This window comes from Gammaproteobacteria bacterium, from assembly GCA_030949385.1.
In the GTDB taxonomy this organism is placed as follows: domain Bacteria; phylum Pseudomonadota; class Gammaproteobacteria; order JAUZRS01; family JAUZRS01; genus JAUZRS01.
On sequence record JAUZSP010000008.1, the window covers coordinates 100,892 to 117,666 of the forward strand.

24 protein-coding genes are annotated in these 16,775 nt (G+C 48.1%); 17 read left to right on the forward strand and 7 right to left on the reverse strand.

Annotated elements, in window-relative coordinates; genetic code table 11:
- Window positions 1-27: 27 nt before the first annotated feature.
- From rplN to rplQ, 17 genes are all read left to right on the forward strand, one after another.
- A complete protein-coding gene (rplN, locus tag Q9O24_11945) occupies window positions 28-396 on the forward strand; it encodes a 50S ribosomal protein L14 (GenBank protein ID MDQ7075832.1) in 369 nt (122 codons plus the stop codon).
- 14 nt (window positions 397-410) lie between these two features.
- Window positions 411-728, forward strand: coding sequence for a 50S ribosomal protein L24 (gene rplX / locus Q9O24_11950; GenBank protein ID MDQ7075833.1), 318 nt, complete (start codon window positions 411-413; stop codon window positions 726-728).
- A 10-nt stretch (window positions 729-738) separates the two neighbouring features.
- Window positions 739-1,278 carry a 50S ribosomal protein L5 gene (gene rplE, locus Q9O24_11955; protein MDQ7075834.1) on the forward strand — a complete coding sequence of 180 codons (540 nt, stop codon included), beginning with the start codon at window positions 739-741 and terminating at the stop codon, window positions 1,276-1,278.
- A 10-nt stretch (window positions 1,279-1,288) separates the two neighbouring features.
- Complete coding sequence (gene rpsN / locus Q9O24_11960) at window positions 1,289-1,594, forward strand: 30S ribosomal protein S14 (protein MDQ7075835.1); 306 nt, start codon at window positions 1,289-1,291, stop codon at window positions 1,592-1,594.
- A 33-nt stretch (window positions 1,595-1,627) separates the two neighbouring features.
- Window positions 1,628-2,023, forward strand: a complete 396-nt coding sequence (rpsH, locus tag Q9O24_11965; GenBank protein ID MDQ7075836.1) for a 30S ribosomal protein S8 — start codon at window positions 1,628-1,630, stop codon at window positions 2,021-2,023.
- Between the two features lie 11 nt (window positions 2,024-2,034).
- Window positions 2,035-2,568, forward strand: coding sequence for a 50S ribosomal protein L6 (gene rplF / locus Q9O24_11970; GenBank protein MDQ7075837.1), 534 nt, complete (start codon window positions 2,035-2,037; stop codon window positions 2,566-2,568).
- 31 nt (window positions 2,569-2,599) lie between these two features.
- On the forward strand, window positions 2,600-2,953 hold the full coding sequence (rplR, locus tag Q9O24_11975; GenBank protein MDQ7075838.1) for a 50S ribosomal protein L18: 354 nt from the start codon (window positions 2,600-2,602) through the stop codon (window positions 2,951-2,953).
- 11 nt (window positions 2,954-2,964) lie between these two features.
- Window positions 2,965-3,483 carry a 30S ribosomal protein S5 gene (gene rpsE / locus Q9O24_11980; protein MDQ7075839.1) on the forward strand — a complete coding sequence of 173 codons (519 nt, stop codon included), beginning with the start codon at window positions 2,965-2,967 and terminating at the stop codon, window positions 3,481-3,483.
- Window positions 3,484-3,487: 4 nt separating this feature from the next.
- Window positions 3,488-3,673, forward strand: a complete 186-nt coding sequence (gene rpmD, locus Q9O24_11985) for a 50S ribosomal protein L30 (GenBank protein ID MDQ7075840.1) — start codon at window positions 3,488-3,490, stop codon at window positions 3,671-3,673.
- A gap of 1 nt (window position 3,674) precedes the next feature.
- Window positions 3,675-4,109, forward strand: a complete 435-nt coding sequence (gene rplO, locus Q9O24_11990; protein MDQ7075841.1) for a 50S ribosomal protein L15 — start codon at window positions 3,675-3,677, stop codon at window positions 4,107-4,109.
- 3 nt (window positions 4,110-4,112) lie between these two features.
- On the forward strand, window positions 4,113-5,462 hold the full coding sequence (gene secY / locus Q9O24_11995) for a preprotein translocase subunit SecY (protein ID MDQ7075842.1): 1,350 nt from the start codon (window positions 4,113-4,115) through the stop codon (window positions 5,460-5,462).
- A 23-nt stretch (window positions 5,463-5,485) separates the two neighbouring features.
- Window positions 5,486-5,599 carry a 50S ribosomal protein L36 gene (gene rpmJ / locus Q9O24_12000; GenBank protein ID MDQ7075843.1) on the forward strand — a complete coding sequence of 38 codons (114 nt, stop codon included), beginning with the start codon at window positions 5,486-5,488 and terminating at the stop codon, window positions 5,597-5,599.
- Between the two features lie 81 nt (window positions 5,600-5,680).
- Window positions 5,681-6,037: a 30S ribosomal protein S13 gene (gene rpsM, locus Q9O24_12005; protein MDQ7075844.1), complete on the forward strand. Its 357-nt coding sequence runs from the start codon at window positions 5,681-5,683 to the stop codon at window positions 6,035-6,037.
- Window positions 6,038-6,064: 27 nt separating this feature from the next.
- On the forward strand, window positions 6,065-6,448 hold the full coding sequence (rpsK, locus tag Q9O24_12010; protein MDQ7075845.1) for a 30S ribosomal protein S11: 384 nt from the start codon (window positions 6,065-6,067) through the stop codon (window positions 6,446-6,448).
- Between the two features lie 11 nt (window positions 6,449-6,459).
- Window positions 6,460-7,080, forward strand: a complete 621-nt coding sequence (rpsD, locus tag Q9O24_12015; protein ID MDQ7075846.1) for a 30S ribosomal protein S4 — start codon at window positions 6,460-6,462, stop codon at window positions 7,078-7,080.
- Window positions 7,081-7,095: 15 nt separating this feature from the next.
- Window positions 7,096-8,082, forward strand: coding sequence for a DNA-directed RNA polymerase subunit alpha (rpoA, locus tag Q9O24_12020; GenBank protein MDQ7075847.1), 987 nt, complete (start codon window positions 7,096-7,098; stop codon window positions 8,080-8,082).
- A gap of 70 nt (window positions 8,083-8,152) precedes the next feature.
- Window positions 8,153-8,536: a 50S ribosomal protein L17 gene (rplQ, locus tag Q9O24_12025; GenBank protein ID MDQ7075848.1), complete on the forward strand. Its 384-nt coding sequence runs from the start codon at window positions 8,153-8,155 to the stop codon at window positions 8,534-8,536.
- Window positions 8,537-8,652: 116 nt separating this feature from the next.
- Here the strand turns inward: rplQ and Q9O24_12030 are convergent, their stop codons facing one another.
- The 7 genes from Q9O24_12030 to gspD all read right to left on the reverse strand — a co-directional run bounded on the left by Q9O24_12030 (window position 8,653) and on the right by gspD (window position 16,757).
- On the reverse strand, window positions 8,653-8,892 hold the full coding sequence (locus Q9O24_12030; GenBank protein MDQ7075849.1) for a hypothetical protein: 240 nt from the start codon (window positions 8,890-8,892) through the stop codon (window positions 8,653-8,655).
- Between the two features lie 127 nt (window positions 8,893-9,019).
- The gene (locus Q9O24_12035) at window positions 9,020-10,528 is read right to left on the reverse strand and encodes a DUF262 domain-containing protein (protein ID MDQ7075850.1); all 1,509 of its coding nucleotides are present in this window, start codon (window positions 10,526-10,528) and stop codon (window positions 9,020-9,022) included.
- Between the two features lie 27 nt (window positions 10,529-10,555).
- Window positions 10,556-11,311, reverse strand: coding sequence for a transposase (locus tag Q9O24_12040; protein MDQ7075851.1), 756 nt, complete (start codon window positions 11,309-11,311; stop codon window positions 10,556-10,558).
- Window positions 11,215-11,757, reverse strand: a complete 543-nt coding sequence (locus tag Q9O24_12045) for a hypothetical protein (protein ID MDQ7075852.1) — start codon at window positions 11,755-11,757, stop codon at window positions 11,215-11,217. Before Q9O24_12045 ends, Q9O24_12040 begins: the two co-directional genes overlap by 97 nt.
- A gap of 303 nt (window positions 11,758-12,060) precedes the next feature.
- Window positions 12,061-13,287, reverse strand: a complete 1,227-nt coding sequence (gspF, locus tag Q9O24_12050; GenBank protein ID MDQ7075853.1) for a type II secretion system inner membrane protein GspF — start codon at window positions 13,285-13,287, stop codon at window positions 12,061-12,063.
- A 6-nt stretch (window positions 13,288-13,293) separates the two neighbouring features.
- Window positions 13,294-14,796 (reverse strand): type II secretion system ATPase GspE, encoded by a 1,503-nt coding sequence (gene gspE, locus Q9O24_12055; protein ID MDQ7075854.1) that lies wholly within the window; start codon window positions 14,794-14,796, stop codon window positions 13,294-13,296.
- Window positions 14,793-16,757: a type II secretion system secretin GspD gene (gene gspD / locus Q9O24_12060; GenBank protein ID MDQ7075855.1), complete on the reverse strand. Its 1,965-nt coding sequence runs from the start codon at window positions 16,755-16,757 to the stop codon at window positions 14,793-14,795. Before gspD ends, gspE begins: the two co-directional genes overlap by 4 nt.
- Between the last annotated feature and the right edge of the window lie 18 nt (window positions 16,758-16,775).

The window sequence follows — 16,775 nt, forward strand, 5'->3', positions numbered from 1 at the left end:
TGCTTAAATTCTGATTGGGAAAATGTCATGATACAAATGCAGACAGTCCTCAATGCTGCTGATAACAGCGGCGCGCGTAAGGTGCAATGCATTAAAGTGTTGGGCGGTTCGCACCGTCGCTACGCGCGCATTGGGGATATCATTAAGGTTAGCGTCAAAGACGCTATTCCTCGCGGTAAAGTAAAAAAGGGTGATGTCTACAACGCCGTTGTAGTGCGTACCGCTAAAGGCGTACGTCGTTCTGATGGTTCGACTATTCGTTTTGATGGCAACGCCGCTGTGTTGTTGAACAGCAAGTTGGAGCCGATTGGTACCCGCATTTTTGGTCCAGTGACTCGTGAGCTTCGTGGCGAACGTTTTATGAAGATCGTTTCATTAGCGCCTGAAGTGCTTTAACGGGAGCCGACGTTATGCGTAAAATTAAAAAAGGTGATGACGTTATTGTTATCACTGGAAAAGACAAAGGTCGGCGCGGTTCTGTGCTGCGTGTTTTAGCCAATCAACGTCTGTTTGTTGAAGGCGTGAACATGGTGAAAAAACACACCAAGCCGAACCCAGGCCGTAGTGTTGCGGGTGGTATCGTAGAGCAAGAAGCCTCTATGAACAGCTCCAATGTTATGTTGTTTAACCCCTCAAAAAATGCAGGCGACCGTGTTGGTATCAAGACTCTGGAAGACGGAAAGAAAGTCCGTTATTTCAAGTCCAACGGCGAAGTTGTGGATGCGTAGGTAGAGAATGATGGCTAGGTTACACACACTTTATAAAGAGACGATTGCCCAGAAATTGCAGGACGAGCTTGGTTTAAAAAGCTCCATGTCTGTTCCCAGGATCGAAAAGATCACCTTGAATATGGGTTTGGGTGAGGCGGTTGGCGACAAAAAAATTATTGAGCATGCGGTTGCAGATATGACCAAAATTGCCGGTCAAAAACCGGTGGTTACTTATGCTCGTAAATCCATCGCGGGTTTTAAAATTCGTGATGATATGGCGATTGGCTGTAAAGTAACGTTGCAGCGCAACCGCATGTATGAGTTTCTTGATCGTTTGATCAATATCTCTATTCCACGTATTCGTGATTTCCGTGGTTTAAACCCGAAATCGTTCGATGGTCGTGGTAATTACAGCATGGGTGTGAAGGAACAGATCATCTTCCCCGAAATCGATTATGATAAAATCGATAAATTGCGTGGGATGGATATTGCCATTACGACCTCTGCGAAAACCGATGATGAGGCTCGTGCGTTATTAAAAGCCTTCAGTTTTCCATTTAGGCAGTAAGGGGTTAGTCATGGCAAAAGTATCTATGATTCAACGTGAACTAAAACGCACCAAATTGGTGGCGCGTTATAAAGTGAAGCGTGATGCACTCAAAGCGACCATTGCAGATAAAAACGTTGCTTACGAAGAACGTATGTTAGCAGTGGCAGAGTTACAGGCATTGCCGCGTGATTCCAGTCCCGTTCGCGGGCGTAATCGCTGTCGGATTACGGGTCGGCCACACGGTTTTTACCGTAAATTTGGTCTGGGGCGTAATAAATTACGCGAAGCCGCCATGCGTGGCGACATTCCAGGTCTGGTTAAAGCCAGCTGGTAACGGTTGCGAAACAGGTTTTAGGGGTAAATTATCATGAGTATGTCAGATCCTATTGCTGATATGCTAACCCGGATTCGAAACGGGCAAGCACGAAATAAAGCATCGGTCAGTATGCCATCTTCTACCAAGAAGTTGGCTGTTGCCGCTGTGTTGAAAGACGAAGGTTATGTCGCCGATTTTTCTGTGGAAAAAGACGGTGTAAAAAGCACATTGAGCATCAGCTTGAAATACTACGATGGCAGGCCTGTCATTGATACCATCAAGCGCGTAAGTCGTCCCGGTCTTCGTATTTTGAAATCGAAGTCTGAGTTGCCGCAAGTGCTCGGTGGTTTGGGTGTTGCCATTATCTCTACTTCTCGCGGCGTGATGAGTGATCGTCAAGCGCGGGCAGAAGGGCATGGCGGCGAAGTCTTGTGCTTTGTGTCTTAAGGTAGCGAACAATGTCCCGAGTTGCTAAACAACCTATACAAATTCCAACTGGTGTTGAAGTTAACATCAGTGGTCAGACCGTCGCGGCCAAAGGCCCCCTCGGTGCTGCTGAAATGGAAGTCCACAATATTGTGGAAATCGCTTCCAATGATGGCATATTGAGCTGCAGCCCAAAAAGTGCGGATAAAAAGTCCAATGCGATGGCAGGTACCATGCGTGCATTAATGCACAACTTGGTGACTGGCGTGAGTAAAGGCTTTGAGAAAAAACTGATTCTGAAAGGCATCGGTTATCGTGCTCAAGCGAAAGGCAGTGTGCTGAATTTGACCTTGGGTTTTTCTCACCCAGTTAATTTTTCTGTGCCAGATGGCATTACTGTCGAGACTCCAAGTCAGACGGAAATCGTGGTGAAGGGTGTCAATAAGCAGGTGGTCGGCCAAGTGGCGGCAAACATCCGCGCGTATCGTCCACCCGAGCCTTACAAAGGCAAAGGTGTTCGTTATATTGACGAGCAGGTTGTCATGAAAGACGCCAAGAAAAAATAGCGTTTAACCTTATACATCGTAGAGTCTCGATATGGATAAAAAATCAAGCAGATTGCGCCGCTCTAAAAAAGCGAGAGCAAAGATAAGTGAGCTTGGCGCTCACCGTCTGAGTGTGCATCGCACACCACGACACATTTATGCACAGGTTATTGCGCCTGACGGTTCGACCGTCTTAGCAGCAGCCTCAACCTTGCAAGCAGATGTTCGTGAAGGCCTCGGGTCTACTGGCAACATTGAAGCAGCGCAAAAAGTGGGTAAAACCGTAGCAGAGAAAACCAAAGCTGCTGGTATTACCAAGGTGGCATTTGATCGCTCCGGGTTTAGATACCACGGTCGTGTGAAGGCTTTGGCAGAAGCAGCACGCGAAAGCGGCTTAGAATTCTGAGGTAAATCAGTATGGCAAATCCAAATTCAAACAGAGACAACAATGACAGCAGCGATGGCATGCTGGAAAAGTTGGTCAGCGTTAATCGTGTGGCAAAAGTGGTTAAGGGTGGTCGTCAATTCGGCTTCACTGCTTTGACCGTGGTTGGTGACGGTAACGGTAAAGTCGGTTTTGGCTACGGCAAAGCACGTGAAGTGCCTGCTGCGATCCAAAAAGCGATGGAAAAAGCGCGTAAAAATATGCGCAGTGTGCCTTTGAACGACGGCACTTTGCAATACGCGATGACTGCGCGTCACGGCGCAGCTCGTGTTTATATGCAACCTGCTTCTGCGGGTACCGGTATCATTGCCGGTGGTGCAATGCGGGCGGTTTTTGAGGCGGTCGGGGTTAGAAACGTACTGGCAAAAATCATCGGTACGCAAAATCCGATTAACGTTGTGCGTGCAACGGTGAGTGGTTTGACAGAAATGTCCTCACCTGAGCAGATTGCTGCCAAACGCGGCAAAACGGTCGAAGAAATTCAGGGTTAATACCATGTCCGATAACAAAATTAAGGTTACCTTGGTGCGCAGCATCAACGGTCGTCTGAAAAAACACAAAGCGTGTGTTGCTGGTTTGGGGTTACGGCGAATGCATCAATGCATTGATGTCAATGATACCCCTGAAAATCGCGGCATGATTCATAAAGTTTCCTACATGCTGAAAGTAGAGGAAGCCTAAGATGCGATTAAATGAAATTAAACCTGCCGTTGGCAGTAAATTTAATGCCAAGCGTGTGGGTCGTGGTATTGGCTCCGGTTATGGAAAAACCTGTGGTCGTGGCCATAAAGGTCAAAAATCACGCTCTGGTGGTTTCCACAAAGTCGGTTTCGAAGGCGGTCAAATGCCTTTGCAACGTCGTCTGCCAAAAGTCGGTTTTAGCTCGCGCAGCGGTCGTTATAAAGCCGAAGTGCGTTTGAATGAACTGCAACTGGTTGACGGTGACGTGATTAACTTGGACAGTTTGAAAGCGGCCAATGTGATTGGCAACCACATCAAACAGGCAAAAGTGATGTTGTCGGGCAGCGTTGATAAGGCGTTTACCTTGCAAGGCATTCAGGCGAGCAAAGGTGCGCGTGAAGCGATTGAAGCGGCTGGCGGAAAAATCGAGGATTAACTCTTGGCTAAGGCATCAGCAGCAAGTGGTGGATTAGGCGCGTTGGGAAAATCCAGCGAATTGCGTCAGCGACTCTTTTTTGTCCTGATTGCGATTGTGATTTTTCGCGTCGGTACACATATTACTATTCCAGGTATTGATCCGCATGTAATGGCTTCGTTGTTTGAACAGCAACGTGGCAGCATTCTGGACATGTTTAATATGTTTTCCGGTGGTGCTTTGGAGCGCATGTCTATTTTTGCGCTGGGCATTATGCCTTACATTTCTGCCTCTATTATTATGCAGTTGATGACCCATGTGTTGCCGTCGCTGGAGCAGTTGCGTAAAGAGGGTGAAAGTGGTCAACGTAAGATCACCACTTATACCCGTTACGGCACTTTGGCTCTGGCCAGTTTCCAATCCATCGGGGTTGCGATTGCGCTACAAGGGCAGCAGGTCGGTGCAGCACCACTGGTGTATAACGGTGGTTTTAGTTTTGTTTTCACTGCTGCGGTGACTTTGGTTACCGGTACCATGTTTTTAATGTGGTTGGGTGAGCAGGTGACAGAACGGGGTATCGGTAACGGTATTTCGACTTTGATTTTTGCTGGTATTGTGGCGGGTCTGCCTTCTGCGGTGGGTGGTACCTTAGAGCTTTCCAGTACCGGTGAGTTGAGCGCAGGCATTGTGATTCTTTTGTTTGCCTTGGCTTTAGCGGTAACCGCTTTTGTAATTTTTGTTGAACGTGGTCAGCGCCGAATTACGGTGAATTACGCCAAACGTCAACAGGGTCGCAAAGTGTATGCAGCGCAGAGCAGTCATCTGCCCTTGAAGATTAATATGGCGGGAGTGATTCCGCCGATTTTTGCTTCCAGTATTATTCTGTTCCCAGCAACGTTGGGGGATTGGGTTGGACGTAATGATGGTATGGAGTGGTTGCAAGACATTGTTGCTGGGATTTCGCCAGGACAACCGTTGTACGTAATGCTTTATGCTGCTGCGATTATATTTTTCTGTTTCTTTTATACCGCTCTGGTCTTTAATTCTAGAGATACGGCGGATAATTTGAAAAAGTCGGGTGCTTTTATTCCAGGCATTCGCCCCGGTGAACAGACCGCTAAGTACATTGATGGGGTTATGACGCGTTTGACGCTGATTGGTGCCACGTACATTACAGCGGTTTGTTTGCTGCCGGAGTTTTTGATTTTATATTGGAATGTACCGTTCTATTTTGGTGGTACTTCGTTGTTGATCATCGTTGTGGTGATCATGGATTTCATGGCCCAGGTGCAATCACATTTGATGACGCATCAATACGATAGTCTGATGAAAAAGGCTAACTTAAAAGGCTATGGTGGCACTGGTTTACGCTGAGTGTTGCTGGCGTAGGAGTTGAAATGAAAGTTCGTGCTTCGGTTAAAAAGATTTGTCGTAATTGTAAAGTGGTTCGCCGTAAAGGTGTTGTGCGTGTGATCTGTAAAGATCCTAGGCATAAACAACGTCAAGGTTAAACTTATTACAATTTTGTGTTGATTTGGAAAGCCTGGTACCGTAAGATGCCGGGTTTTCCGCTGTCTCAGGGAGACTGTTTTATGACCCGCATTGCAGGTATAAACATACCCGTAAATAAGCATGCTTGGGTGGCATTGACCTCTATCTATGGTATTGGTCGTACCCGTGCATACGCTGTTTGTGGTGCAGCTGGCGTCGCTTCTGATCGTAAAATTCGCGATCTGTTAGAAGACGAAGTCGAAAAGCTGCGTATCGAGGTTGGTAAATTTACCGTCGAAGGTGATCTTCGTCGTGAAGTTTCCATGAATATTAAACGCTTGATGGACTTGGGTTCATATCGTGGTATTCGTCATCGTCGAGGCTTGCCTCTGCGTGGACAACGTACCCGTACGAACGCACGCACCCGTAAAGGGCCGCGTAGAGCGATCAAGAAGTAATTCGCATTTGCTAAAGAGTGATTACTAATGGCTAAGGCTGGTACCCGTAAGAAAATTAAAAAGGTCGTGACCGATGGCATCGCCCACGTTCACGCCTCTTTTAACAATACAATCGTCATGATCACCGATCGTCAAGGCAATGCCCTTTCATGGGCAACCGCTGGCGGATCTGGTTTCCGTGGTTCTCGTAAGAGCACCCCCTTTGCAGCCCAGGTAGCTGCAGAGCGCGCAGGCACTGCTGCCCAAGATTATGGCTTGAAAAACCTAGATGTCCGAGTTAAGGGTCCAGGTCCAGGTCGTGATTCCGCAGTACGCTCTTTGCATAATGTCGGGTTCAAGATTAATAGCATCACTGATGTTACCCCGATACCGCATAACGGTTGCCGTCCACCTAAACGACGTCGCGTCTAAGGAGTTTTATTATGGCCAGATATCTTGGACCAACATGTAAACTGAGTCGTCGTGAAGGTACGGATCTTTACCTGAAATCAGGTATCCGTGCACTGGACACTAAGTGTAAATTGGAAAATCTGCCAGGGCCTGCTACTGCTCGTCGTGGTCGTCCTTCTGATTATGCATTGCAGTTGCGTGAAAAACAGAAATTGCGTCGCATGTACGGTGTTCTGGAACGTCAGTTCCGTAACTACTACAAAAAGTCAGCGCAGCAAAAAGGCTCGACCGGTGAAAATCTGTTGCAGTTGCTTGAATGTCGTCTGGATAACGTTGTTTATCGTATGGGCTTCGGTTGCACTCGCTCTGAATCGCGTCAGCTGATCAGCCATAAAGCAATTTTGGTTGATGATGTGATTGTGAACGTGGCCTCTTATCAGGTCTCTGCTTCACAAACGATTACCGTGCGTGAAAAAGCGAAAAAGCAGACTCGTATTGCGGATGCTTTGGAACTGGCGAGTCATCGCGGTATTCCTGAGTGGATCGATATCGATTCGAAAAAAATGGAAGGCGTTTTTAAGTCTGTTCCAGAACGTAGTGATTTGCCAGCCGAGATCAATGAATCTTTGGTGGTGGAACTCTACTCCAAGTAAGGGGACAGTCTGTTGATGTCAGGCAATGTAAATGAATTTTTAAAACCGCGCATCGTTGATGTGTCGGTGATCAGTGATCAGCATGCCAAAGTGACACTGGAGCCGCTGGAACGCGGTTTCGGTCATACTTTGGGTAACGCGCTGCGTCGAATTTTGCTTTCCTCAATGCCCGGTTGTGCGATCACCGAAGCGGTAATTGACGGGGTGTTGCACGAGTACACCACCATTGAAGGGGTGCAGGAAGATGTCATGGACATCTTGCTCAACCTGAAAGGGGTGGCGATTGTGATGCATTCTCGTGATGAAGCAACCTTGACCCTTGAGAAAAAAGGCCCAGGTGTTGTGACTGCCGGTGATATCAAACTGGATCATGACATTGAGATCATCAATCCCGATCATGTGATTGCTCATTTGACCAAAGAGGGTCAGATCAGCATGTCGTTGACGGCGCGCAAAGGTCGCGGCTATGAGCCTGCGACTCAGCGGCGTAAAGAGGATAACGGTGAGTCTCGTTCCATTGGTGCGTTGCAAATTGACGCGACTTTTAGTCCGGTTCATCGAGTGGCGTACAGCGTTGATACAGCGCGGGTTGAGCAACGTACCGATCTGGACAAATTGATCATTGATCTTGAGACCAATGGTACGATTGATCCAGAAGAGTCCATTCGTCGTGCGGCGTCGATCTTACAAGGCCAGCTCTCTGTCTTTGTGGATCTGCAAGCAGACGAACAGGTTCAGCAAGAAGAGAAGGGGGCTGATATTGACCCCATTCTATTGCGTCCTGTGGATGACTTGGAATTGACGGTTCGTTCAGCGAATTGCTTGAAAGCTGAGAACATTTATTACATCGGTGATCTGATTCAGCGCACTGAGGTGGAACTGCTCAAAACCCCCAACTTGGGTAAAAAATCTCTTACCGAGATTAAAGATGTGTTGGCTTCTCATGCGCTTTCCTTAGGGATGCGTTTGGAAAACTGGCCTCCACCTGAGTTGGAAGGTTAACAGCGAAATTAAGTGCCCGATTGCCAAACTGATTTGGTGATGGTTTGGCAACAGTGTAAGGAAGAGAACAATGCGACATCGCAAAAGTGGTAGACAGTTAAACCGTAACAGCAGTCATCGTAAAGCGATGATGCGTAATATGGCCGCTTCATTATTTGAACACGAAGTGATCAAAACCACGCTGCCGAAAGCCAAAGAACTGCGCGGTGTTGCGGAGCCTTTGATTACTTTGGCAAAAGAAGACAGTGTTTCCAAACGTCGTTTGGCTTTTTCCCGTCTGCGCGACAAAGCAGCCGTGGGTAAATTGTTCACTGATCTTGGGCCGCGTTTTAAAGAGCGTCCTGGTGGTTACATCCGTATTCTGAAATGCGGATTCCGTGAAGGTGATAAAGCGCCAATGGCTTACGTTGAGCTGCTTGATCGTCCGGTAACGGGTGAAGTGGTAAGCGATTAGCTTACTGCTTTAAGAGGGCTTGCTCTCTTGATTTAAAAAAGCCCCTTTTGGGGCTTTTTTTTGTGGGTGCGAGAAAGTTTAGATAGAAGAAGTCACCTCTTTTTAGGCTAGGGGATCTAGCCTACAATATTAAATGAATTGCAGTTTTTACATTTCACCAGCACTTTAGTCAGTTGGCCGAGGCGCATGTTTTCCGCCACTGTTACGCCGCAACCTCCGCAGGTGTAGTTGATGTGTCCTTGGCCTTGAATAACAGAGAAGGGTTCCGCCATCGCCAGATTGGGGGCTTTGAGGGTTAAAACCGCTGCGTCGGGGCTTTTGGGAGCAGGGACGACTTTCATGGGTGTGCTGGACAAGGGGGTGTTCCTTTAGAAATATGAATTTATATATGAGGCAATTAGCGCGGCTCTATCGTTTATGAATTCTATTGCACTAGACTCTTCAGTTATTTTTGATGCAGACTTTATATTTATTAAATTTAAATCACAAAATGACTTCCCTTTTTTCTTGGTTGGTGATGTTTATAAAGTATTCTTTTGGAGTTTTGTCTTTTATCGTTTCTCGATTGATTGAGCTGTCGATTCGGATAAAGTTGGAAATAGAATTAAATGAGCATTTTGCAGTGAAATTCTTCACCCTTGATTTTGGGAAAATATGGTGATTGTCCATTTTTTCTATATTTGTATTTTTTATTGGATTTCCATAAAGATCACATGTGAATTTTCCGTCAAATTTTTCTACATACATTATATTCATAATTGCTTTGAATTTTGAACTTGATGGGGTTATCTCTAATATTTGATTTGCAGTTAAATTTGGGTTGCTGCTTGGGCTGGTGTAATCATACTTTGATGATTCATGGTTGTCGGTTATTTGATGTGATATAGAATGCAGTTTTTCTACGGTATCAAGATTTGATTTGCTGAATCCTGATCCGCTGACGGCAAGATACAAAGCATGTTTTTTTATTTCATTTTTGAACTTGTTTGAACTAAAGGATTTTGGATTTGCTATTAATATGGCTAGTGAATACTCTAAAAATGTTATTTGTCCTATTTCAAGTAGGCCCTCAGCTTCCATCCAAGATATTATTTCAAGCATTTTTTCTCCATGCTTGTCCCACATTTCAAACCAAAAATAAGAGTCTTTTCCTAGCATTATTGATTGAAATATGCTTGGTATTGATTTCTTTTTTAATAAATCTGATATTTCAAATATCCTTACAATTTTATCTAACTTGTCAAATCCTCTTTTGTTTTCATCATATTTGAAAAATATATTTGAGCTTGATGTTAGTAGCGTGTTGCCAGATGTGAGGCTCGTTATTTCATTTGTTAAATAATCAGATAGTCCAACTTTATAAGATTCATTTTTTATTTGAAATGATTTGGCATTAATTAAATCAAATAGAGTTAGCTTTTTGCCGGTTGAATTTACTTTTTCAAACACCCTGATTACAATCCCCAATTCTGAGTCGCTGGCTATAACTGTTGCAGGAATGCTATAGCCTCCAACAGATCCTAAGACTGCATTTAAATGGTCTGTATATTTATCAATACTGTCCTCATCTGCATTTTTAAATACGCGAAGGAATTTGCTAACCACGGAGCCGAATCTATTTTCTATTATGTTTTTACCTGAAATGAATCTGTTGTTTTGTCTTGTTGGTTTTTCGCTCCTATCTTTAGATATAGAGAAATTCCTACAAAAAACATCTGTTACTTTTGATGTTGAGCATTTTTCTACTATCCCTTCATCTTTCTCTATATTATCTTCTGGAAATTTCTCTATTAGTATTGCTAAAAGATCAAAGTAGTATTCGTTTTTATTATCAAAGTTTAAAAATATTTTTGATATTGATGTTAGTCTTTGTTGTCCGTCTAGAATATAAAACCTTATTTCATTGTCGTCTTTACTTTTTTCGTGTTTTTCAGGTGGATTTTCCTTTGATAAGCTGTGAGCGCCAACATTTAAAGTCCCATTTTCAGCCATGATTAATAGGCAATACTTCGGACAGTTTTAAACCTGAATAGCCCCATACTCACTCAGCTCATGGTAAACCGCCTCGACTTTTTGACAAGATCTCTCCAAACCTAACTTGTCAAAAAGTATTTTCATCAAATATTGATTGAATTTCTTGCGTCGCCACGAGGCAATCGAAATCACCGAAGGCTCAGGGTTGTTCTTGTCCTTACGGTCTTCCAGCTTCAATAAATTCAGTGCGGTGAACGAGGCATTAATATGAGTTTGAATGGCCTCTGGGCAACGCGCTTGGCAATCCATTAAACCCGTATGTTGCTTAGCTTCACGAAACAAAAATTCAATCTGAAAACGAGCGGTGTAATATTCGACAATCTTTTCTGGAGCCAACTCCGAATCCGTAGAAAACAGCAGAGCCGAACGGACTTTTGTCTTCTGCTCCCATCGCAGCAGCACCACACGGATTTTCCGTTTGAAACAACACGAGTGAACCACGGCGCTGTAAATCGATACCCCCTTATCCATTACGCCACACGCATCAAAACGGGACAGCTCCGTTTGGAAATTGACTTTACCATCGTACGTTTTAGGACGTCCTTTGCCACCGTACTCGCCCTCAAAATACCAGCTTAGGTTGGCATCTGAACGCAGCTTTCCAATCAGGTGTAAGTCATCTGAACAGACCGCATCGACAAACTTCACCTTGCTGTAGTAGGCGTCTGCGGTAAGGTAGCGAATGCCTTGCGCTTGAAGATCACAGGCAAGGTCACAAACCTGTTTCGCGTAGCAGTCCACTCGGCTCTCACCCTCTTTCTGTTCCGAGTCCAACGTTTGGCGAGCCTCCAGCGCGTAAGCGGTTCGACTTTGAAGATCAATTCGGCAAACCAACGACAACTCCAACCCCACCATGGCTTGCCCCAAAGCGCCGTTGTAAAACCAACCCAACCCTGCTGTTTTCTGACCACTTTTTTCATAAAGCTGGCATCAATGGCAGCAATTTGATCGTGCTTTTGTGGCAGCTCTTTTTGAAGTAGGCGTCTGTTGAATTGTGCAAAATCAAATGAACGTCGAAACCAACGCGACAGACGTTTTTCATGCAACGAACTGTAACGACTCAAATTACGAAAAGTGGCTTTCCCTTGAAAAACCATCAATGCGGAAAACAGAGCTGAGAGAAAAAGACGTTGTGGTTTTTTAACACTGGACATGGAGAGTAAAACCGATTCTACTATGGATTCCACGGGCGGCCTTCTTTGATTGTCGTTTTTTGAGAACTCTATTTTCTCAGAATCCGTCTGTGGTTCCTATCTTTTTCTCTCTAAAACTGTCCGAAGTATTGAATAGGGATGATATGGGGTATCCTCTTATGAGTGAATCTCCAAGATCTAAGATGTCTTTGGTTTTCCAAACAAAGTCTCTTTGGAATTTTGGTATTAAATAGTTATCTTTCGATATTTTTTTTACAATTTCTTGTAGGCTTATATCTATGTTTTGTATGTTGCTCATTTTAAAAATCCCTATTATTTCATAATGGATAGTGGGGTTTACCCCACCATCTGATTCAACTCAAAGATCGGCAATAAAATCGCCAGCACAATAATCAGCACCGCGATGCCCATAAACAGAATCACCAGTGGCTCAAAGAGGCCGAGGAATATGGCCATTGTGCCTTCCATTTCGCGTTCTTGCTGTTCGGCGGCGCGTTCCAGCATCGCCTCCAGTTGGCCGGAGGATTCACCGCTGGCGATCAGATTGAGCATCATTGGCGGAAAAAGTTTGCTGTTTTCCAGCGCACGGCTGAGGCTGCTGCCCTCGCGTACCTGCAAGGTAGCGGCTTCCACCGCTCGACGCATGGGACGGTTGGTGACCACCGCCGAACTGATTTTTAATGCCTCCAGCACCGGCACGCCACTGGCGGCGAGAATGCTTAATGTGCGGGCAAAACGACCGGTGTTGTGACCTTTGATCAGCTTGGCGATCATCGGCAGTTTCAGCAGCACTTTGTGGAAGCGAAACAGCGCCGCCTCATCACGAATGTGGCGTTTAAACAGCAGTACTCCGGCGGTGATGATGATGGCCACATAGATCCCCCAGCTGCGAATAAAATCACTCACCGCAATCAGGCCGGTGGTCAGGCCAGGCAATTCCTGATCGAGACTGTCAAACACCTGCACCACCTGAGGCACCACATAGGCCAATAGGCCGGTGACGATCAATAGGGCCATCATGACCAAAATAATCGGATAAATCAGCGCCATGCTGACCTTCTGCCGCGTTGCTTGGCGATTCTCGGTGTAATCGGCAAGGCGATCTAAAACGCCATCCAGATGTCCTGACTGCTCACCTGCTGCTACGGTGGCCAAATAAATCTCAGGAAAGACCTTAGGAAATTCAGCAAAACCGTCCGCCAGCGTGTGACCTTCCAGCACTTTAGAGCGTATCGAGAGAATCATGCTTGTGATGCGCTGTTTTTCCGACTGCTGCGCTACTGCGCGCAGAGACTCTTCCAGTGGCAGGCCGGAATTGATCAGGGTCGAGAGCTGACGGGTGACCAGTGCCAGCTCGGCAGGGCTGATGCCTCGTTGCAGAGTAAACAGACTTTTTTGCTCTGTTTTACTGCTTTTACCGCCCCCGCTGGACTCTTTGACCTCCAGTGGCGTAAGGCCTTTTTCACGCAACTGCTGGCGAATTTGGCGTGGGTTGTCACCTTCTAAAACGCCCTTTTCTTCTCGCCCTTTGGCATTTAAGGCGATGTAATCAAATGCGGCCATGATTGTTTATCCTTCGTGGGTGACGCGCATCAACTCTTCGACTGAGGTTTTTCCAGCCAGCACCAAGCGGCGACCGTCGTCTCGAATGCCGGGGCTGCTTTTACGTGCGTGGCGTTCCATCTCCTGCTCGTTGGCACCGTCGTGGATCATGCGGCGCAAGGTGTCGTCGAGGGTGATTAACTCGTAGATGCCGTTACGACCGATATAACCGCTGTGGTTGCACTCGGGGCAGCCCGGGGCGCTGTAGACCATCGGTAGCGTTTCATCGGGATGCAGCCCCAGCGCGGTGAACTCTGCGCCTTTGAGGGCGTGAGGCTGCTTGCAGTGGGGGCAGAGCATTCGCACCAGACGCTGGGCGACCACACCGACCAAACTGGAGGAGAGCAGAAAGGGCTCCACTCCCATGTCACGCAGGCGGGTGACTGCGCCGATGGCGCTGTTGGTGTGCAAAGTGGAGAGCACCAGATGGCCGGTTAAGCTGGCTTGCACCGCAATTTCGGCGGTCTCCAGATCACGGATTTCACCCACCATAACGATGTCGGGATCTTGGCGTAAAATGGCGCGCAGGCCACGAGCAAAGGTCAGCTCCACTTTGGCGTTGACTTGCGTTTGGCCGATGCCATCCAGATAGTATTCGATGGGATCTTCGACGGTCAAAATGGTGCGACTGGCATCGTTGAGGCGAGTTAAGGAGGCGTACAACGTGGTGGTTTTACCCGAACCCGTCGGGCCGGTAACCAGCAAAATGCCGTGGGGCAGATGAATCTGACGGTCGAGCAGATCACGGGTGGCTTTTTCCATCCCCAGATGCTCCAGATCAAGCCGTCCCGCTTGTTTGTCCAGCAGGCGCATTACGACTCGCTCACCGTGACCGCCTGGCAGAGTGGAGACGCGCACATCCACAGGCCGACCGGCGACTCGCAGCGAGATGCGACCGTCTTGCGGCAGGCGTTTTTCGGCGATGTCGAGTTTGGCCATGACCTTGATGCGTGAAATCAGCAGCGGAGCCAGATGGCGCGGTGGGTCGAGCATGTGTTGCATGACACCGTCGATGCGAAAACGCACTGCGAGGCGTTTTTCAAAGGGTTCGATGTGAATGTCAGAGGCATTTTTGCGTATCGATTCGCTCAAAATGGCGTTGATCAAGCGAATGATGGGTGCGTCGTCGGCGGACTCCATTAGATCTTCCGGCTCGGGCAGGGAGTCGGCCAGATGCGCCAGATCAACGCCGTCGAGATCGTCCATCATCTCCATCGCTTCGCCTGAGCCGCCTTCGTAACGTTGAGTCAGCAGGCGCTCAAATTCGTCGTTATTGACCGCACGAGGTTGAATGGCTCGGCCTGCTTTGCGGCGCAGCTCCAGCAGCGAGAGTGGGTTTAACTTCTCGCGGTGAATGACTTTGACAACGTTCTCTTCGCTGGCTTCGATCAGTACACCGTGCCGCTTGGCAAAGCTGTAGGGCAGATGCAGCGGTTCTACGGTTTCGTCGTTGGGATTCTCTTCACTCATGGGGCGATGGCGCTGTTGCGTTTTGGAGTGAAACTCAACTCCAGCTCCGGCAGCAGAGGCACGTCAGAGGACATCAGGCTGTCACCCTCTTCACGCGCTTGCAACTGCTGGGCGCGTAAAAAGCTGTATTTACGGCTGGTGTGGTGATTTTCGGTGGCCGCATCACGCAAAATGGTGGGGTGAATAAAGACCATTAGGTTCTGTTTCACCGTGGCGGTTTTGCGGTACTGAAACAGACGACCGAGCAGCGGAATGTCGCCCAGCAGCGGCACTTTTTCATTGGTGTCCCGCAGGGTGTCACTGATCAGACCACCTAAAACGATGGTTTGACCGTCTTCTACCATGACGGTGGTTTTGATCGAACGTTTGGTGGTGGTGATGTCGGTGCTCGATTGCGAGGAGCTCTTGACGTTGGAGATCTCTTGGTCGATCTCCATTTTGATTGTGTTGCCTTCGTTGATTTGCGGTTTGACCCTGAGGGTCAGGCCGATGTCTTGGCGCTCGATGGTCTGGAAGGGGTTGGTGGTACCCGCTGTGGCTCCAGCGGCACTGGTGTATTGGCCGGTGACAAAGGGCACGTTTTCACCGACGATGATCTCCGCTTCTTGGTTATCGAGGGTGACTAAACTGGGAGTGGAGAGAATGTTGTTGTTGGCATCGGAGGCCAGTGCGCGCACCAGACCGACAAAATCGAGCACCGAACCGGTGGCGCTGCCAAAGCCGAAGGTCAGACCGGCCAAGCCAACAGCAGAGGTGCCGCCGCTGGCAACCAATCCGGTGAGGCTGCTGTCACCACCGAAATTGGTGAAACCCAAGGGCTGATTGTTGTTGCTGTTGCCGCCCGCCAGTTGAATCCCCAGCTCGCGGTTTTTGTCTTCGGATATTTCGGTGATGATCGCTTCGATCAAGACCTGAGCGCGACGGATGTCCAGTTGTCGAATCACCCCTTGCAGGCTGCGCATTTCGTTGGGCGCGGCGGTGATGATCAGCGAGTTGGTGTGTTCATCGGCCTGAATGTCGATGTCGCTGCGTCCATTGCTGGCCGTTGTTTTGCCTTTGACGGCGCTGCTAGCGGTGCGTGCTTGACCGGCGCTGACCCCTTTGAGAATGGCGGCCAGATCTTTGGCATTGGCGTAACGCAGGTAGATGACGCGGGTATTGCCTTCGCTTTCCAGTGGGGTGTCTAGGTGGGCAATCAGCCCCCGAATGCGCAGACGGTTGGCTTTGTCACCACTGATCAAAACGCTGTTGGTGCGTTCGTCGGCGGCCAGCCGAGCGTGGCCTTTTCTTTGAATGCCGCCTTTGTTGGCGCTTTGTTGTAGGGTGCCAAGGATGCGCACCACTTCGGAGGCCGAGGCGTGTTGCAGGTGAATCAGTTCCACCTCTTCGTTGTCAGGGCGGTCGATGCGTTTGATGATCTGGGTCAGGCGATTGATGTTGCCTGCACGGTCGGTGATGATGAGCATATTGGTGGAAGGATAAGCGGCCAAGTGGCCTTGTTGCGGTACCAGTGGGCGTAGAATCGGTACCAGTTGGGCAGCGGGTACGTTTTCCAGTGCGATTACTTGAGTGACCAGCTCGTCACCGCCCATGCCACGGTGAAGCTGTGGAACAGGGCCTTGTTTGGCGTTGGTCTCGGGGACGATTTTAATCACCTTGCCGGAGCGCACCGCCGCGTAGCCGTGGACTTGCAGCACCGAAAGGAACACTTTATAGAGTTCATCGCCGTCCATGTCGTGAGAGGAGATCACGGTGACTTTGGCTTTGACCCGAGGGTCAACGACAAAATTTTTGCCCGTCACTTTGGAGACCGTGGCGATCAAAGAATGGATGTCGGTGTTTTTCAGGTTGAGTTTAAAGCTGCCAGCCCAGCTGGGGGCGATAAACAGACTGGACAGGAGTGCGATTAGCACGGCGTTTACCCAAGTGTGCGGGTTTTTAAAGGGGGTCTTGTTACTCATGCTAATGCAAACGTATCC

Excerpts from the sequence above, each read along its gene's own strand:
- rplN (MDQ7075832.1), top strand. The coding sequence starts at position 28 with ATGATACAAATGCAGACAGTCCTCAATGCTGCTGATAACAGCGGCGCG.
- rplX (MDQ7075833.1), top strand. The coding sequence starts at position 411 with ATGCGTAAAATTAAAAAAGGTGATGACGTTATTGTTATCACTGGAAAA.
- rplE (MDQ7075834.1), top strand. The coding sequence starts at position 739 with ATGGCTAGGTTACACACACTTTATAAAGAGACGATTGCCCAGAAATTG.
- rpsN (MDQ7075835.1), top strand. The coding sequence starts at position 1,289 with ATGGCAAAAGTATCTATGATTCAACGTGAACTAAAACGCACCAAATTG.
- rpsH (MDQ7075836.1), top strand. The coding sequence starts at position 1,628 with ATGAGTATGTCAGATCCTATTGCTGATATGCTAACCCGGATTCGAAAC.
- rplF (MDQ7075837.1), top strand. The coding sequence starts at position 2,035 with ATGTCCCGAGTTGCTAAACAACCTATACAAATTCCAACTGGTGTTGAA.
- rplR (MDQ7075838.1), top strand. The coding sequence starts at position 2,600 with ATGGATAAAAAATCAAGCAGATTGCGCCGCTCTAAAAAAGCGAGAGCA.
- rpsE (MDQ7075839.1), top strand. The coding sequence starts at position 2,965 with ATGGCAAATCCAAATTCAAACAGAGACAACAATGACAGCAGCGATGGC.
- rpmD (MDQ7075840.1), top strand. The coding sequence starts at position 3,488 with ATGTCCGATAACAAAATTAAGGTTACCTTGGTGCGCAGCATCAACGGT.
- rplO (MDQ7075841.1), top strand. The coding sequence starts at position 3,675 with ATGCGATTAAATGAAATTAAACCTGCCGTTGGCAGTAAATTTAATGCC.
- rpmJ (MDQ7075843.1), top strand. The coding sequence starts at position 5,486 with ATGAAAGTTCGTGCTTCGGTTAAAAAGATTTGTCGTAATTGTAAAGTG.
- rpsM (MDQ7075844.1), top strand. The coding sequence starts at position 5,681 with ATGACCCGCATTGCAGGTATAAACATACCCGTAAATAAGCATGCTTGG.
- rpsK (MDQ7075845.1), top strand. The coding sequence starts at position 6,065 with ATGGCTAAGGCTGGTACCCGTAAGAAAATTAAAAAGGTCGTGACCGAT.
- rpsD (MDQ7075846.1), top strand. The coding sequence starts at position 6,460 with ATGGCCAGATATCTTGGACCAACATGTAAACTGAGTCGTCGTGAAGGT.
- rpoA (MDQ7075847.1), top strand. The coding sequence starts at position 7,096 with ATGTCAGGCAATGTAAATGAATTTTTAAAACCGCGCATCGTTGATGTG.
- rplQ (MDQ7075848.1), top strand. The coding sequence starts at position 8,153 with ATGCGACATCGCAAAAGTGGTAGACAGTTAAACCGTAACAGCAGTCAT.
- Q9O24_12035 (MDQ7075850.1), bottom strand. The coding sequence starts at position 10,528 with ATGGCTGAAAATGGGACTTTAAATGTTGGCGCTCACAGCTTATCAAAG.
- gspF (MDQ7075853.1), bottom strand. The coding sequence starts at position 13,287 with ATGGCCGCATTTGATTACATCGCCTTAAATGCCAAAGGGCGAGAAGAA.
- gspE (MDQ7075854.1), bottom strand. The coding sequence starts at position 14,796 with ATGAGTGAAGAGAATCCCAACGACGAAACCGTAGAACCGCTGCATCTG.
- gspD (MDQ7075855.1), bottom strand. The coding sequence starts at position 16,757 with ATGAGTAACAAGACCCCCTTTAAAAACCCGCACACTTGGGTAAACGCC.